The organism is Enterococcus sp. DIV0806c (assembly GCF_051710905.1).
GTDB lineage: Bacteria > Bacillota > Bacilli > Lactobacillales > Enterococcaceae > Enterococcus_B > Enterococcus_B mundtii.
This window is the reverse complement of record NZ_JBIOLO010000001.1, coordinates 2,658,039-2,674,024: the sequence shown is the minus strand read 5'-3', so window position 1 is coordinate 2,674,024 and position 15,986 is coordinate 2,658,039. Positions and strand designations below refer to the sequence as shown.

The 15,986-nt window shown below is 38.9% G+C and carries 14 protein-coding genes; 11 read left to right on the top strand and 3 right to left on the bottom strand.

The window, feature by feature from the left end; translation table 11 throughout:
- Entirely contained in the window at positions 1 to 828 is an 828-nt protein-coding gene (gene nadE, locus IGK77_RS12455; RefSeq protein WP_071867837.1) for an ammonia-dependent NAD(+) synthetase, read from the top strand.
- Between the two features lie 827 nt (positions 829 to 1,655).
- Here nadE and IGK77_RS12450 read toward each other — a convergent pair.
- Positions 1,656 to 2,546 (bottom strand): ArsR/SmtB family transcription factor, encoded by an 891-nt coding sequence (locus IGK77_RS12450; RefSeq protein WP_065095924.1) that lies wholly within the window; start codon positions 2,544 to 2,546, stop codon positions 1,656 to 1,658.
- 203 nt (positions 2,547 to 2,749) lie between these two features.
- Between IGK77_RS12450 and arfA the strand changes: the two genes are divergently transcribed.
- The 9 genes from arfA (at position 2,750) to IGK77_RS12405 (ending at position 13,248) form a co-directional block, all read left to right on the top strand.
- The gene (gene arfA, locus IGK77_RS12445; protein ID WP_074799389.1) at positions 2,750 to 4,255 is read left to right on the top strand and encodes an arabinosylfuranosidase ArfA; all 1,506 of its coding nucleotides are present in this window, start codon (positions 2,750 to 2,752) and stop codon (positions 4,253 to 4,255) included.
- 13 nt (positions 4,256 to 4,268) lie between these two features.
- Complete coding sequence (locus tag IGK77_RS12440) at positions 4,269 to 5,540, top strand: ABC transporter substrate-binding protein (RefSeq protein ID WP_062806183.1); 1,272 nt, start codon at positions 4,269 to 4,271, stop codon at positions 5,538 to 5,540.
- Between the two features lie 213 nt (positions 5,541 to 5,753).
- A complete protein-coding gene (locus tag IGK77_RS12435; RefSeq protein WP_010736673.1) occupies positions 5,754 to 6,650 on the top strand; it encodes a carbohydrate ABC transporter permease in 897 nt (298 codons plus the stop codon).
- A gap of 14 nt (positions 6,651 to 6,664) precedes the next feature.
- Entirely contained in the window at positions 6,665 to 7,528 is an 864-nt protein-coding gene (locus tag IGK77_RS12430; RefSeq protein WP_010736672.1) for a carbohydrate ABC transporter permease, read from the top strand.
- Positions 7,529 to 7,532: 4 nt separating this feature from the next.
- The gene (locus tag IGK77_RS12425) at positions 7,533 to 8,108 is read left to right on the top strand and encodes a DUF624 domain-containing protein (RefSeq protein ID WP_074799390.1); all 576 of its coding nucleotides are present in this window, start codon (positions 7,533 to 7,535) and stop codon (positions 8,106 to 8,108) included.
- Complete coding sequence (locus IGK77_RS12420) at positions 8,105 to 9,637, top strand: alpha-N-arabinofuranosidase (protein WP_074799391.1); 1,533 nt, start codon at positions 8,105 to 8,107, stop codon at positions 9,635 to 9,637. Before IGK77_RS12425 ends, IGK77_RS12420 begins: the two co-directional genes overlap by 4 nt.
- Complete coding sequence (locus IGK77_RS12415) at positions 9,634 to 10,599, top strand: glycoside hydrolase family 43 protein (protein ID WP_071867842.1); 966 nt, start codon at positions 9,634 to 9,636, stop codon at positions 10,597 to 10,599. Before IGK77_RS12420 ends, IGK77_RS12415 begins: the two co-directional genes overlap by 4 nt.
- Positions 10,600 to 10,864: 265 nt before the next feature.
- The gene (locus IGK77_RS12410; RefSeq protein ID WP_071867843.1) at positions 10,865 to 12,721 is read left to right on the top strand and encodes an LTA synthase family protein; all 1,857 of its coding nucleotides are present in this window, start codon (positions 10,865 to 10,867) and stop codon (positions 12,719 to 12,721) included.
- Positions 12,722 to 12,816: 95 nt separating this feature from the next.
- The gene (locus tag IGK77_RS12405) at positions 12,817 to 13,248 is read left to right on the top strand and encodes a hypothetical protein (RefSeq protein WP_074799392.1); all 432 of its coding nucleotides are present in this window, start codon (positions 12,817 to 12,819) and stop codon (positions 13,246 to 13,248) included.
- Positions 13,249 to 13,307: 59 nt separating this feature from the next.
- Here IGK77_RS12405 and IGK77_RS12400 read toward each other — a convergent pair whose 3' ends face one another.
- Both IGK77_RS12400 and IGK77_RS12395 read right to left on the bottom strand, forming a co-directional pair.
- Positions 13,308 to 14,465, bottom strand: coding sequence for an AI-2E family transporter (locus IGK77_RS12400; RefSeq protein WP_071867844.1), 1,158 nt, complete (start codon positions 14,463 to 14,465; stop codon positions 13,308 to 13,310).
- Positions 14,465 to 14,827 (bottom strand): PTS glucitol/sorbitol transporter subunit IIA, encoded by a 363-nt coding sequence (locus IGK77_RS12395; RefSeq protein WP_074799393.1) that lies wholly within the window; start codon positions 14,825 to 14,827, stop codon positions 14,465 to 14,467. The genes IGK77_RS12400 and IGK77_RS12395 overlap by 1 nt, the downstream gene beginning before the upstream one ends.
- Positions 14,828 to 14,963: 136 nt before the next feature.
- On the opposite strand from IGK77_RS12395, the gene IGK77_RS12390 reads away from it, so the two are divergent.
- A complete protein-coding gene (locus IGK77_RS12390) occupies positions 14,964 to 15,983 on the top strand; it encodes a lactonase family protein (protein WP_071867846.1) in 1,020 nt (339 codons plus the stop codon).
- The last annotated feature ends 3 nt before the right edge of the window (positions 15,984 to 15,986 follow it).

Sequence of the window (15,986 nt, the reverse complement as noted above, 5' to 3'; positions counted from 1 at the left end):
ATGAATCATTTACAACAAGCAATCATCGAAGAATTAGGCGTGAAATCAGTCATCGATCCTCAAAATGAAATTCGTGTGAGTATCGATTTCATGAAAGAATATTTGAAAAAGAATCCCTTCTTAAAAACCTTGGTTTTAGGTATCAGTGGAGGACAAGATTCTACTTTAGCTGGACGCTTAGCTCAATTAGCAATGGAAGAAATGCGGGAAGAAACGAAAGATGACAGTTACCAGTTCATCGGTGTACGTTTGCCTTATGGAGAACAGGCAGATGAAGAAGATGCTAAAGCTGCGTTAGATTTTATCCAACCAGACGTCCAATTACGTGTAAATATCAAACCTGCAGTAGATGCGCAAACGCAAGCGTTGATTGAAGCAGGTGTAGAAATCAGTGATTTCAATAAAGGAAATATTAAAGCGCGTCAACGAATGATCACGCAATATGCGGTTGCAGGACAACGCGCAGGGGCTGTGATCGGTACCGACCACGCAGCTGAAAATATTACTGGCTTCTTTACGAAATATGGTGACGGTGGGGCAGATATTTTGCCATTGTTCCGCTTGAATAAACGCCAAGGAAAAGCATTGTTGAAGGCTTTAGATGCGCCAGAACATCTATATACCAAAGTGCCAACAGCTGACCTTGAAGAAGGCAAGCCGATGATTGCTGATGAAGTCGCATTAGGTGTCACATATGATGAAATCGACGACTATTTGGAAGGAAAAGAAATTCCTGCAGATGCACAGCAAAAAATCGAGCAATGGTGGAATAAAACACAGCATAAACGTCATTTGCCAATTTCGATCTTTGATGATTTTTGGAAATAAATGAAGTGAAAAAATAATCAAATAAACCGTGAATCCTTTGTTGATCAAGGGATTCACGGTTTGTTTTTGTTTGTATTCGTTTTTTGCTCTCCAGTGTATTTTCAAGATGGAAATTTTTATTGCTTTGCTTCATTCTCATAGAAAAGAAGGCTTAAAAAACAAGTTGTCCACATTAGAAGAGTCAGTATTGAAAGAAACAAAATAGGATTGGCTATCCTTGATTGGCACTCTTCGGCAGTTTGAAACAAATCAATGTTCCTTAAAAAAATCATTTGATAGCGACAATAGCATCTATTTCTACTTTGAATCTTGGATCAATCAATCCGGCTACTATTACTACTGTCATTGCCGGTTTATTTTCTCCATACAGTTTTATAAGTGTCGTCCTATCAATAATAAGCCAAAACCATCAAAAATGAAAAAGCCATTTTCGATGGTTCTGTCTTATTACTCAGTGCTGAACGCTTCTTTCACAACCCAGATAAACAGTGTTCGAAAGCCAGCTCCTTCAATAGTAAGTCAAAACTTGAAAAAATATGAGGGGCTATTTTCTCAAGTTCTGCCTTACTACTTGGAGCTAAACGGCTTTCTCACAACCTAGTTAAACGGTGTTCAAAAAGCTGACCTTCAACATTAAGCTGAAAAATATGGAAAGCTATTTTCTGATTTTCCAGCTTACTGCTCAGGTCAAACCGCTTCTTTCACAACCTAGATAAACGGTGTTCAAGAAGCAACACTTCAATAATAAGCCAAAACCATCAAAAATGAAAAAGCCATTTTCGATGGTTCTGTCTTATTACTCAGTGCTGAACGCTTCTTTCACAACCTTAACTATAATACACCTTCATCTTGATATCTTGATCGTAGTTGCCGAAGCCTTTGCCGAATAGGGTGCAGCCACCGACGTTTTTGGCGTCTTCTTTGACTTCGATGCGGAAGGTCCAGACGTCTTCGTTTCTTGGGATGTCATTGATCGTGACTTCAGATAATGGTTCGCCGTTGATATTGGTCAAATGTTTAGTGATACGGATTGTTTTCAATAGTCCGTATTGATTTAGATTATCTGGGTACCAGTCTGGGGTATGTTTTCCACGAATGTCTGCGAAATCTCCTGGGCTTGTCCAGTTACCTAATTCCACGCCGTTTAGGCTGAAAGTGATATCCGATGGCCAATTGTCGTTCGAAAAGGGAAACTCGGAAGACAGCTCAACGGACAATTCCAACATTTCCAAAGTATCTTCTTCGTTTAGGAAGTTTGGTGTTTGATATTCAACAAATCCGCTTGTAAACCACAGAATCCGTGCATCCATTCGTCGTGGATCGGCAAAGTAACGTGGTTCATCGACTTTGCCGATAAAATCATGGATCGTTGCCAGACCGCATGTCGGCTCGATCGAATAGCGGGTATAATGACCGATAGGGATCGATGTTTCTTTCGTATCAAAGGCATTAAAGATTTTTTCTGGAAACGTGATGTTGATTTTATCGACACGTAAGCTGGAAATTTTTTTTTGACCTATTTTTTCAGATTTGATGATATTTGCTTCTTCAAGTTTTTTTACATGCATTGTTGTAATCGCACTACTGATACCGAGTGCTTGGGCAAGCTCTTTGATATTCATTTTGTTTTTTGAAAGTAACTGGATGATTTTTATCCTTGTTTTACTAGCTAAAGCTTCATAAACAGGTAATGATTCTTCATTGATTTGGAGTTGCATGATTTTTCACCTCTTATTTAGGTTTTTGTTTAACTATATATTAACATAAATATTAATTTATAGGTTAATATCATAAAACTAATATTTATAATTAATATTTATGTTAATTATAATGTAAAAATATTTTTATATTTAATAATATTATTATTGACAACGCTTTCAAAGAAAGATATGATTCATGTATAAATTAAAGGAGGGGAATCATGGAAGCTGTAATGTCAGTTAGTCGTGTGCAAAAGATAGGGGAAATCGATCGTCGTTTGTATGGCTCGTTTATTGAACATATGGGACGTGCAGTGTATGGAGGGATCTATCAACCGGATCATCCGACTGCAAATGATATGGGATTTCGCCAAGACGTCATGGAGCTAGTCAAAGAACTATCGGTACCATTGATCCGGTATCCGGGTGGGAATTTTGTTTCTGGGTTCAATTGGGAAGATAGCGTGGGTCCTATAGCGGAGCGGCCGAAAAGATTAGACCTTGCTTGGCGATCTTTAGAAACAAATCAAGTGGGTGTGCATGAATTTGCTGCGTGGTGTCAAGAAGTGGGCGCTGAGATCAATATGGCGGTCAATCTTGGAACACGTGGCTTAGATGCTGCAAGAAATCTAGTAGAATATTGCAATTATCCTAGTGGTACTTATTGGAGTGAGCAAAGAATAGCAAATGGACAAACCGAACCTTTTGCGATCAAGACGTGGTGTTTAGGCAATGAAATGGATGGTCCTTGGCAAATCGGTCATAAGACAGCAGCGGAGTATGGACGGCTGGCAGAAGAAACAGCGAAAGCAATGAAACTTGTCGATGAATCGATCGAAGTCGTTTTATGTGGTAGCTCGAATAGTCAAATGCCGACATTCGGTGAGTGGGAATTGACTGTATTGGATCAAGCCTATGAACAAATCGATTATCTTTCATTGCATCAGTATTATGGCAATCAAACAAATGATTTGAAAAATTATTTAGCTCGTTCAGTCGATATGGATCAGTTCATCTCTGGTGTTGTTGCGATGTGTGATGCAATCAAGGCGAAAAAACACAGCAAGAAACAAATCAATCTATCTTTTGATGAATGGAATATTTGGTATCATTCGACAGAACATGATCAAACAGTCAAGCCATGGCAAGTTGCCCCACCTTTATTAGAAGATCACTATAATTTTGAGGATGCTTTAGTATTGGGCTGTTTATTGATCACTTTGTTAAAACATTCTGATCGAGTAAAAATTGCTTGTCTGGCGCAGCTAGTCAACGTGATTGCTCCGATCATGACAGAAGAAGACGGTGAAGCAGGGCGTCAAACAATCTATTATCCGTTTATGCAAGTCGCGACTTTAGGACAAGGTATTGCTTTACGACCTGAAATCACTGTCGATACGTATGCAACGAGTGAGTTTGATACAGTCCCATATTTAGAAAGTATTGCAGTGCTTAATGAAGAAAAAAATGAGTTGGTGATCTTTGCAGTGAATCGTGGAGAAGAAGAGATGAGTTTAGATCTACAATTTTCTGACTTAAAGATTGAGGAAGTCATCGAGTTTTCAGAGATGTCTGGCTATGAAATCAAAGCGGTCAATCAAGCAGGAAATGAGCAAATCAAACCTGTGTCTTCAAAAGCCTACGAACATAAAGAAAATCAGTTGAATTGCAAATTGAAACCGTTATCTTGGAATGTGATCCGTACAAGCTTGACCCCGAACAAATAAGGAGGAGATAGAGATGCGAGGAAAAAAATTGATTATTGGTTCATTGTTGTTAGCTGCGACTGGAATATTAGGTGCTTGTGGCGGTGGTGCTTCTTCTCAAAGTAAAAATGACGGAGAAGTCACACTCTCTTTTTGGAATGGGTTTACAGCTTCTGACGGGGAAATCTTACAAGAGATCGTCAATGATTTTAATAAGAATAATGACAAAAACATCACGATTGAGATGGATGTGATGACATGGGCTAATTTGAATGAAAAATTACCAACGGCTATTTCTTCGAGAAAAGCGCCAGATTTTGTTGCACTGAACTACGCTGATTTTGCTCAATATGTGGAGAATGGGGCTGTGCAGCCTGTAGATGATTTCTGGGAGTATGACGGTGTGGATAAAGGAGATTTCAAAGATACTGCGGTAGATCTAGGAATGGTGGATGATCAGCAATACTTTATTCCGATGCAAGTACAAGGAATGTATATGTATTGGAACAAAGAATTATTCAAACAAGCTGGCTTGGATGAAACAACACCACCAACTACTTGGACAGAATTAACAGAGATGGCTCCGCAACTGACCGATAGTAGTAAAAATGTCTCAGGTTTTGTCTTCAATAAAGACGGTACTGCACCACTTTATAACTGGATGAAGGCAAATGGAGGAAAACTTGTCAGCGATGACTATACAAAATCTGAGTTCGCTTCACCAGAAAATCTTGAAACATTAACAGCCATCCAAAAAATGATCCATGTCGATAAAGCAGGACCAGAATCGATTTCGGGAGCAGAGATGGATAACTTGATGAACGCTGGACAATTATCGATCATCATCAACGGACCGTGGTTGAATAACGGCTTGAAAGCAAACGAAATCGATTATGGTGTAACGACATTACCGCAAGCAAGTGCGGACGGTGAAAAAACAGCGATTTTAGATGGTGTTGGTTATGCCATCCCAGCAAGTACAGATAGTGACAAAAAAGAGGCAATCTATGAATTCCTAAAATACTGGAACACAAGTGAAATCGGTAAAAAATGGAGTATTGAAAATGGCTTCCCTGCCTATTTATCATCTGTCGCAGAAGATGAAGAAGTGAAGAATGATCCTATCGTATCGGAACTATCCAAACAAATGGAATATGCTGAACCTTATCTACCAGGATTCACGAAGATCGCAGCAATCAATAATGACATCATCAATCCATTGATCGAAAAATTGTTGGCTGGTGAAGATCCAGAGCAACTCATGAATGATGCAGATGATCAGATCAATGATCTACTAAAGGAATAATCGAGTAACAGTTCACAATGAAATCAAAACAACAAAGGAAACAGAAGTAATCTCGTAGAAGATAAGGCGAAAGTCTATAAATTTCAAAAACATATTTATCGCTTTCGCTTTCCTTTTTCGAGAAAAACTTCTTTCCTTTCTTGGTCTGATTTTTCATCGCTTGAACTTTTCATCAAGGAATCCATCGAATAAGAAAGAGGGGGAATAGACGAAATGAAAGCATTCACCAGATACTGGAACCGACCGGATCGAGCGGCTTATTTGTTTTTAGTGCCATCCTTTTTGATTCTACTGTTATTTACAGTGGTGCCACTGATTGGTACATTTGCGATCAGTTTTACTGATTTGAACATCTTTTTTACTTCAAGAGAGTTCGTAGGCATGGATAACTTTTTGCGGATCTTTGGGGATGAACGTGCGGTCAATTCACTTTTCCATACGTTGTATTTTACCTTACTTGAAACACCAACACAGATTATCGTTGGTTTATTAGCTGCGGTGATCTTGTCAAAGAATACTCGTTTCAATCGCTTTTGTCGCTCAACTTTTTATATACCTGTTATTTGTTCCTTAACATCCATTGCAATCATCTTTTCAATGTTGCTTGACCCAAACGTTGGGGCTATCCCTTACCTTTTCTCACAAGTAGGTTTGCCGATTCCACAATTTTTCCGTGATCCAACATTAGCAATGCCAACAGTTGCGCTGATGACGGTTTGGAAAAATTTCGGTGTCACAATGACGATCCTGATCACTGCTATTCAAGGAATCTCCCCTTCGCTTTACGAATCAGCGCAAATGGATGGAGCAACCAATCGTCAACAATTCTTTAATATCACGTTACCGCAGATCGTCCCATCTCTTGGTTTTTGTATCTTGACCAACTTGATTGGTTCCATGCAAGTGTTTGACCAAGTATATGTGGCAACGAACGGCGGACCACAATTCAAAACGGAAACAGCTGTCCAATACATTTATAGTCGCGGCTTCACCGCTCCATATGAGTTAGGCTATGCTTCCGCATTATCTTCAGTACTGTTTGTCATTGTAGCTGTGCTGGCAATTTCGACCAATTTATATATGTCAAGAAAAGAAAAACAAATGAAATAGGGGGGAGTAATAATATGCTTTCGGAAAGTTATACAGCAGTTTCAACGAATCGTCGGAAAAAGTTTGATGGAAAGAAATGGTTGCGTGTCGTCGGAATGTTACTCGTATTATTGATTATCGCTTTTCCTTTTCTATGGTTGATCATTTCCTCGTTCAAATATGAAAAAGACATTATTTCTTTTCCCCCGAGAATTTTTGCAGATGAATATACCTTTGAGAATTATATCAAGGTTTGGACGACTATTCCGTTGTTAGATTACATCAAAAACACAGTAATCTTTGCAGGTGGGACAGTGATCACTTCTGTTTTCTTTGATTCTCTTGCAGGATATGCTTTTGCTCGGATGCGCTTCAAAGGGAAATCTGTGTTGTTTTACTTTGTTTTGTTAACGATGATGATCCCATTTCAAGTCTTCATGATCCCACTGTTCATCCAAGCAAACTTTTTAGGTATGTTAGATACGTATGCCGGATTGATCATTCCTCGGATGACCACTGCTTTTGGGATATTTATGATGCGGTCGTTTTTTGTGACTTTACCAGATTCATTGGAAGAAGCTGCACGTATTGACGGGTTAGGTGAGTTCAAGATTTTCTTGAAGATCATGTTGCCTTTGAGCAAGCCAACACTTCTATCACTAGCAATCTTTACGTTGATGAACAGTTGGAATGATTTATTGTATCCACTGATTTTGACAACAAGTTCGAAAATGCGGACGTTACCTGCAGGATTAGCTTTATTCACCGGACAAAATATTTCATTTTATGGACCGGTGATGGCAGGAACAGTTATTTCGATGTTGCCATTGTTGATCATTTATATTTTTGCTCAAAAATACTTTGTACAAGGAACTGCAATGTCTGGCATGAAAGAGTGAGAAAATGAAATTAGTCGAAACAAAATGGTATGGTCAATTGATCCAAATTTCCGATCATATCTTATTAGGTATTTTATGGGTCGTCGTTTCTTTGCCTTTAGTCACAGTAGTACCAGCCACAACAGGGGTCTTTACAGCATTGAATAAATGGAAGAATGGCGAATCAGGGCATGTTTGCTATTCCTTTTTGCAAGGCTTTAAGCGTAAGTTTTTTCTTCAATTAGTGATGAGTTGCGTGACCATCATCAGTTATTTTGCGATGAATCTTATTTTGCAAGAATCTGCTATTTGGTTAGTGATTTGTGGGTATGTAACAATGTTGGTTTTTACGATGTTTTTACTTTCTTGGTGTAGCTCTCTTGCCCAAAATGACGTGCTTTCCGGAAAGGAACTTTTTCAAGAAAGTACGTGGTGGGTGTTGACCAACTTTTTGAAGAATCTTGTATGTTGTGGCATATTATTAGTTTTTCTTGTGCTTGTGTTTATGTTTCCGCCGATTATTTTTGTATTAGCAGGTGGGGTTTGGTGGTTGATCAATCATTTAGTGGGAAACAATAATAGGAAAGGAGTGTGGCAATGAAAAAAGTTGAACTAAAGGTACGTCAAGGATTTTCTAAAGGAGCAATCAGTCCACGACTCTTCGGTTCTTTTGTTGAACATATGGGAAGTGTCGTGTATAACGGAATATTTGAACCAGGACATCCGACCGCGGATAAGAATGGCTTTCGACAGGACGTACTTTCTTATGTAAAAGAACTGTCTTTAGGGGTGATCCGTTATCCTGGAGGGAATTTTACCTCAGGATATGACTGGCAAGATACGATTGGTCCAGTCACCGAGCGTCCAAAAAAAATCGATCTTGCATGGCAAGGAATCGAACCAAATACATTCGGGCTACATGAATTTTTCAAATGGTTAGATATGGTAGAAGCGGAGCCAATCATGACGGTAAATCTAGGCACAAAAGGAATCGATGATGCGCGTAATCTAGTAGAGTATTGTAATTTTCCTCAAGGAACCTCTTGGAGTGAGTTACGCAAACAAAACGGACAAGAGCAACCTTTTAACGTGAAACTTTGGTGCTTAGGAAATGAGTTAGACGGTCCCTGGCAAATTGGCGCAAAAAGTGCCTATGAGTATGGTCGCTTAGCCAATGAATCTGCCAAAGCGATGAAATTAGTCGATGAATCGATCGAAACGATTTTAGTCGGTAGTTCGACGCCACGCTTAGCGTCTTATCCTGAATGGGACCGAATCGCTTTAGAAGAAGCATATGAAAACGTAGATTATATTGCTTTGCATAATTACATCGATAAATATGACGAAGAAGATTTGACTAAACCTCCAAAAAATGAGCGAGCAGATACCAAAACTTACTTAGCTAAAGCGGAACGGTTTGATCGACAAATCGAAGAGATCATTGCGACGTGTGACTATGTGAAAGGCTATCTACGCAGTGACAAGACGATGTACTTAGCTTTTGATGAATGGAATGTTCATAGCCAACCAGAACAAACCTATCAAAAATTCCAAGAGGGGCCACCAATCGATTGGTGCCAGTTCACTATGGAAGATACATTACTGTTCGGCACATTGGGTCTTGCGATTTTACGGCATGCAGATCGTGTCAAAATTGCTTGCCAATCGCTTTTAGTCAATACCATCCCGCTTATCTTAACAGAGAAAAATGGGATCGCATGGGTAAATCCGACCTATTATGTGATGCAACATCTGGCAAAATATGCGAAAGGCACTGTATTAGATCAACAAACGTTTTGTCCCACTTATGATTGTGATACTGGAAAAGAAGTGCCGATCATTGATAGCGTCGTTGTCGAAAATGAGCAAGAAATCGTACTGTTTCTAGTGAATCGCACAGAAGAGAAAGTGTCCATTACGACAACGCATGATTTTGAGCTGGAGACTAAAGCAGTCCAACTAGTAGTAAAAAGTGATCATTTACTTGATAAAAATACGAAAGACGCACCGAATACGATCCAGCCGATAGAACAAGTAATCGATGTAAATGAAAAGAACACGATCCATATGGTGCTTGAAGCATATTCTTGGAATGTCATCAGACTAAAAAAATGTGAGGAACCTTTATGAAAAAAACAACTTATGCTAATCCAATCGTCCTTGAACGAGCCGATCCTTGGATCTACAAACATACGGACGGCTACTATTATTTTACGGGTTCTCTACCTGGTTATCAGTCCATCGAATTAAGACGTGCGAAAACGATCGATGGCTTGAAGCATGCAGAAACGTTACTGGTTTGGCATGCACCTAAAACTGGACCCATGAGTCAGTTGATCTGGGCACCAGAAATCCATTATATCCAAGGAAAGTGGTATATCTATTTTGCAGCCAGTGATCATGCAGAGATTCGTGATCGTGATCATCACCATCGGATGTTCGTTCTTGAAAACACGTCAATTGATCCAATGAATACTGAGTGGGAAGAAAAAGGGCAAATCAACACGGCTACAGATACGTTTAGTTTAGACGGCACGACTTTTACACATCAAGGAAAGTTGTATTATGTTTGGGCGCAATTAGACCCACGCATTCCGGGGAACTCCAATCTCTATTTATCAGAAATGGCAAATCCTTGGACACTGACCGGGAAACAACTATTATTAGCCATCCCAGAATTTCCTTGGGAAAAGCAAGGATTTGCAGTCAATGAAGGACCAGCCGTACTGGTTCGTAATGGGAAAATATTCATCACTTACTCAGGGAGTGCCACTGATGAAAATTATGCGATGGGTTTGCTGTGGGCAGAAGAGTCAGCGGATCTACTTGACGGTTATTCTTGGCATAAAAATCCTGAACCTGTCTTTGTCTCTTCGGAGAAAAATAAGCAGTTTGGACCGGGACATAACTCCTTTACTCGCTCAGAAGATGGCAAAGAAGATGTATTAGTTTACCATGCACGACCAGAAAAAAATGAAGGAATCGATCCTCTGAACAATCCCAATCGTCATGCCAACGCACAAGTATTTTCGTGGGACACAGAGGGGTTCCCAGTTTTTGGTGAACCAGTTGCGTATTCGGCTGATATTTGAGCATCATTTCAATCAAAGTGACATAAAGCCCTTCAAGAAATAAGCGGTAATAGCCACAATTTGTTGTTCAAAATTGTGGCTATTACCGCTTATTCTTTGCGAGTTGGAGAGACTAAGACACAGTTTCATTCCTTTTGTTTTCTATTTATTTTTTTATAAAATTGGTCGTTCAGACTACTTGTTTTTTGAACTTTACTTTCATTTGTGAAGCGACTAGAATAAAATAGGCGTTAAAGTAGTTTAGAAAAAGTGAAGGAGCGCTCTCTTGAACAAACATTTAGATAAGCTTTCAACCAAACAACAAAAAATTTTACGAATCACTACTCTGGGGGTAGTAACAGTCTTAGTGATACTTATAAGCAATTTGTATTTACAATGGTGCCAGAATAATCTTTCAGTTGATTTAGCCTTGAAATTTGCTTTTTCATGGCACACAGAAAAATTTTTACTTGCTTGTTTCGTATTACTTACTGTCTTCTTATTTATGGTCGCTTTCGCGGGTTCTTACTTATTTGGTCTGCTTTTTTATCTCGTAAGTATCGGTATATTAGGTTTTGCGAATTACTTAAAAATGAGCTATCGACAAGAACCAATCTATCCAGATGACTTAAAGATGATCACAGAGTTCAATTTACTCAAAGACATGACCGGAACACCGATTTTTATTGGGTTGATGCTAATAGCGGCACTTGCCTTTGGGGGAGTAGTCTGGGCAATTGTCCGTAGTTTCAAAAAAGATCGAACATTCCAAATCTATCGTATCTTGACTTTAGTCATGACCGTTGCAATGATGGGTTATTTCAGTAACTTCAATAATCCCAATAATTTGTTGCGTAAAGCTTATAATCAAACGGCTTTGTGGATTCCTTATAGTCAAAAAATGAATTATTATAATACAGGATTCATTGGTGGCTTTTTGTACAATCTAAAAGTTGAACCGATGGAACGACCAGAAGGTTATTCAAAAGAAAAAATCAATGAAATCACTGAAAAATATCAAGCAATCGCAGACGAAAAAAATCAAACGGCAAGTGATGAGCAGCCAAATATCATTTATGTGATGAGTGAAAGCTTTTCTGATCCAAGTCATCTAAATGGTGTCACGGTGACCGGTGATCCCTTAGCTGACTATCGTGAAGTGGCAAATCAAACCTATAGTGGCCGAATGCTTTCGCAAAATTATGGTGGTGGAACAGCAAATATTGAGTTTGAAGCCTTAACGGGTCTATCCATGGCATTATTCAATGGTCAAATGACCACACCATATACGATGCTCGTTCCCAAGCTGGATCAATTACCATCGCTTGTTTCCACGCTTAATGCACAAAACTATCGAACAACGGCGATCCATCCTTATAATACATCGATGTATAAACGTGAAGATGTCTATCAGACGCTAGGGTTTGATACGTTTATCAGCGAGGGAAATATGACTTACACCGATACTATTGATAATAATCCATATATTTCAGATGAGTCTGCCTATAAAGAAATTTTAGACTTATTAAAAGATGAGGAAACGCCTCAGTTTGTTCATCTGGTCACGATGCAGACCCATATGCCTTATGCAGGCAAGTATTCGCAATTAGATTTTTCGGCTACAACAGAAGATGATACTGGAACAGACACACTCAACAATTATTTGCAAGATATTGCTTATAGTAGTCAAGCATTGAAAGCATTCACTGAAGCGCTGAAAGATACTCCAAGAAGAACGCTAGTCGTTTTTTGGGGAGATCATTTACCGGGGATCTATTCGGACGAGATCAAAAATAAAAATGAGAAACAAGCCTTACATCAGACAGAGTTTCTCATGTTCGATACAGCAGGTGAGTTAGAGAAACGTGAAACCAATGATGCTGTCACTAGCCCTTTTTATTTTGCAGCGAATCTTTTAGAACAAACGAATCAAAAGACCACTGGTTTTTATCAATTACTGCTTGAAATGGAGTCGGCTATTCCCGCGTTTGAACGAGAACTGTATTTTCAAAATGGCCAATGGGGAAAAGAAGCTCAGTTGAATCAGGCGCAAGAGGAAGTATACGAAGCGTATCGCTTGATCCAATATGATCTAGTTTCAGGAGAACAATATAGTTTAGATGCAGGATTTTATGAAAAATAAACGATAAAAATAACATTTTATTGATGTAATGACTTGTTTTCTACTAGAATAAACAGGTAAAATAGAGAAAGAAAAAGAAGAAAGTAGGAAAACCTATGTTACCGAATCTCGGTTATTACGTGCAGACAGTCGATAAAATCGTGAAAGAAACAGAAGCAATCGGCGAAACGATGCACCCAAAATATGAAAAAATCAGAGAAGCAATCGATCAAAAGAAAACAGCTGAGTTAACGCAAGCTGAGCTAGCTGAGACGGTTGAGTTATTTGACCAAGGTACTGAAAAATATCGTAATATGCTAAAGAAAATCAGTACGTTGCGTCCACCAGCCAAAGTAATGGGTATCCATAAGAACTTTGAAAAAGCCTACAAAAATTATGTAGCTGGTTGTGAAGAAATGACTCAAAGCATCCAACCAGAAAAAGGCATCGATGCTGAACAATTTGATGCGTCAGAAGCAAAACAAGACCAAGCGACAGATGATATTTCCGCAGCGATCCAAAAAATGACTAACTTATTGATGAAATAATCAAAAAGCCGAGACGACTGAGAATAGGTTTCCTATTCTCGATCATCTCGGCTTTTCATTTATTCTTGTTGCTTTTCTTCATAAAGAGAAGAAATCGTAGTGTACCATTCAAAAATGTGAGAAATCAATACTTTCGCTGCGGCATAGACAGGTATCCCTAAAATCACACCGACCACACCAAATAATTTTCCAGATGTTAATAGGACAAGTAAAATCGTCACTGGATGGATCGACAACTGATTGCCAAGTACAAGTGGCGAGATCAAACGGCCTTCGATGGTTTGCTCTAAGGCGAAAACGATCAATACTTTGACCAACATGATTGGTCCTGCAACGATGGCTAAAAATACCGCAGGGATCATCGCTAAAAATGAGCCTAAGTAAGGGATCAAGTTCAAGAAACCGGCAATGATACCTAAAGTGACAGCATAATCTAACCCAATGATCGCAAATCCGATCATAAACATGATTGCAACCGCAAAAGCGACAGTCAACTGTCCTCGAATATATGAAGAAACCTGATCATTCATCTCACCTAAGACTTTCAAAGTGGGGACTCTCATCCGAGTAGGTAAGAATTTCACCAAATAAGGCGCTAATTGTTTCCCATCTTTCAACAGATAAAACAAAATAAACGGCATCGTCAATACGGCAACAACGATCGTAGCTACAGCACCAACAAAACTACCTAAACTTTGAACCGTGCTTTTTGATAGATTCTGTAAAATATCACCAGCAGAATTCATGAATTGGTCGCCTGTATTTTCCAGTTGCTCTCTGAATTGGCTGAATAGTGGATCACGAAAAATCTCGGTTAATTTGTCATCGATGGTCTCGACGTATTGTGGAAAATTGCTGACAAAGCTGACGGTTTGTTCCTGGATTTTCGGAATGATCACTACACTTCCCCAGACGATCAAAGCGACTACAAGTATAAATAAACCGATGATGCTGTAGAGCCTTGGAATCTTTTTCTTTTCAAAATAATCGACGACAGGATTCATCAGGTAATATAGAATACCCGACAGAATGATCGGTAAACCAACGATTGCTAGAAACTGCCAAATTGGTTCAAAAAGATAAGAAACTTTCGTAAACAAGAAAACGATCAGTAAGACCAAAAGAACGACTAATAAAGCCGTGACTACTTGATTATTCAAAAACCAACGCCAAAACCATGAAACAGGTTTGATTTTTCTCTTTTTATCCTCTTCCATTAGTTCACCTGCTTATAATCGATGGTCGTGCCAACAGTGATTTCTGGTAGTTGATAGGGGGACAAATAGATTCCATTGACGATTCTGTCACCTGCTGGTGGTTCTTCAAAAACTAGAGTCACATGACCAACCGTTGTTAAGTTTTCATTGGCCAAAGGACCAACATGTTCGATAGTATATTCTTGATGATCAAAAGAAATTTGATCACCTTGATTAAGTGAAAAATTCTCTTTTGTACTAAATTCTTGAATGATCGTATAGTCACGCAACGCGGATGTTGCCGACTGATCGAATAAAATCAGCATAGGTTCCTCTGAATTGATTGCTGAGGTGCCAATTTCTGATATCGTTGCTTGAGTCATCTCATTTCTCTCCTTTACTCCTAAAAAATCAATGATTCTATGGTTACAAAAACAGTATAACATATTCTCTTTGATTAACGTCATGAATGGATGTATGATAGAATAAATTAGAATTCTTAATTTGAGGAGGATCAAAATGATAAAAAAAATCATTCTAGGAACATATACAAGACGAAAAAGTGAAGGGATTTATCAAATCGAATTAGATACAGATAAAGGAACTTTAGAGAATCTAACATTAGTTGCTAAAGAAAATAGCCCAACGTATGTGGCAAAAAGTCAGGCAGGCAATCTGTATTCAGTAACCAGTGTTGATGGCTTAGGTGGGGTAGCTGCATATGATGATTCTTACAATTTTTTGAATGCGGTAACAGAAGCAGGCGCACCTTTGTGTTACGTGACAGTCGATGAGCAACGCCAACTGGTTTATGGAGCAAATTATCATAAAGGGGAAGTCAATGTTTACCGTATCACTGAAGACGGTAGTTTAGAGGCGACAGACGCAGTCTTTCACCAAGAACCGACTGGTCCACACAAAAACCAAGATCATGCCCATGTCCATTACACAGACTTAACACCTGACCAACGATTAGCGGTCTGTGATTTAGGAACTGATCGTGTGTACACATATGATGTAGATGAAAATGGTAAGTTAGCTTTAAAAGCTGTATTAGAAGTAGAGCCAGGAACCGGCCCACGTCATTTAGTTTTTCATCCTAATAATCAATTCGCCTATTTGTTTGGTGAGTTAGACAGTACAGTTCGTGTTCTTTCCTATGATAAAACAACAGGCGAATTCAAAGAAGTACAAAAAATCAGTACATTGCCTGAAGGATTCACCGAAGAAAATGGTGGTGCCGCCATCCGTATTTCAAACGATGGACGTTTTGTCTACGCATCAAATCGGGGACATAATTCGATTGCTGTATTTGCTGTGAATGAAGAAGGTTCACATGTAGAACACGTACAAACAATTTCAACTGAAGGAGATTTCCCAAGAGATTTCGCCTTAGATCCAGAAAATGATTACGTGGTATCTGCCAACCAGAATACGGATAATCTTACCTTGTATAAACGTGATGCTACAACTGGAGAATTGACATTGATCCAAAAAGACATCTATGCACCTGAGTGTGTCTGTGTTTACTTTGATTAAGGA

Bases quoted from the DNA above. Each gene is read 5' to 3' on its own strand.
- nadE (WP_071867837.1), top strand. From the start codon at position 1: ATGAATCATTTACAACAAGCAATCATCGAAGAATTAGGCGTGAAATCA.
- IGK77_RS12450 (WP_065095924.1), bottom strand. From the start codon at position 2,546: ATGCAACTCCAAATCAATGAAGAATCATTACCTGTTTATGAAGCTTTA.
- arfA (WP_074799389.1), top strand. From the start codon at position 2,750: ATGGAAGCTGTAATGTCAGTTAGTCGTGTGCAAAAGATAGGGGAAATC.
- IGK77_RS12440 (WP_062806183.1), top strand. From the start codon at position 4,269: ATGCGAGGAAAAAAATTGATTATTGGTTCATTGTTGTTAGCTGCGACT.
- IGK77_RS12435 (WP_010736673.1), top strand. From the start codon at position 5,754: ATGAAAGCATTCACCAGATACTGGAACCGACCGGATCGAGCGGCTTAT.
- IGK77_RS12430 (WP_010736672.1), top strand. From the start codon at position 6,665: ATGCTTTCGGAAAGTTATACAGCAGTTTCAACGAATCGTCGGAAAAAG.
- IGK77_RS12425 (WP_074799390.1), top strand. From the start codon at position 7,533: ATGAAATTAGTCGAAACAAAATGGTATGGTCAATTGATCCAAATTTCC.
- IGK77_RS12420 (WP_074799391.1), top strand. From the start codon at position 8,105: ATGAAAAAAGTTGAACTAAAGGTACGTCAAGGATTTTCTAAAGGAGCA.
- IGK77_RS12415 (WP_071867842.1), top strand. From the start codon at position 9,634: ATGAAAAAAACAACTTATGCTAATCCAATCGTCCTTGAACGAGCCGAT.
- IGK77_RS12405 (WP_074799392.1), top strand. From the start codon at position 12,817: ATGTTACCGAATCTCGGTTATTACGTGCAGACAGTCGATAAAATCGTG.
- IGK77_RS12400 (WP_071867844.1), bottom strand. From the start codon at position 14,465: ATGGAAGAGGATAAAAAGAGAAAAATCAAACCTGTTTCATGGTTTTGG.
- IGK77_RS12395 (WP_074799393.1), bottom strand. From the start codon at position 14,827: ATGACTCAAGCAACGATATCAGAAATTGGCACCTCAGCAATCAATTCA.
- IGK77_RS12390 (WP_071867846.1), top strand. From the start codon at position 14,964: ATGATAAAAAAAATCATTCTAGGAACATATACAAGACGAAAAAGTGAA.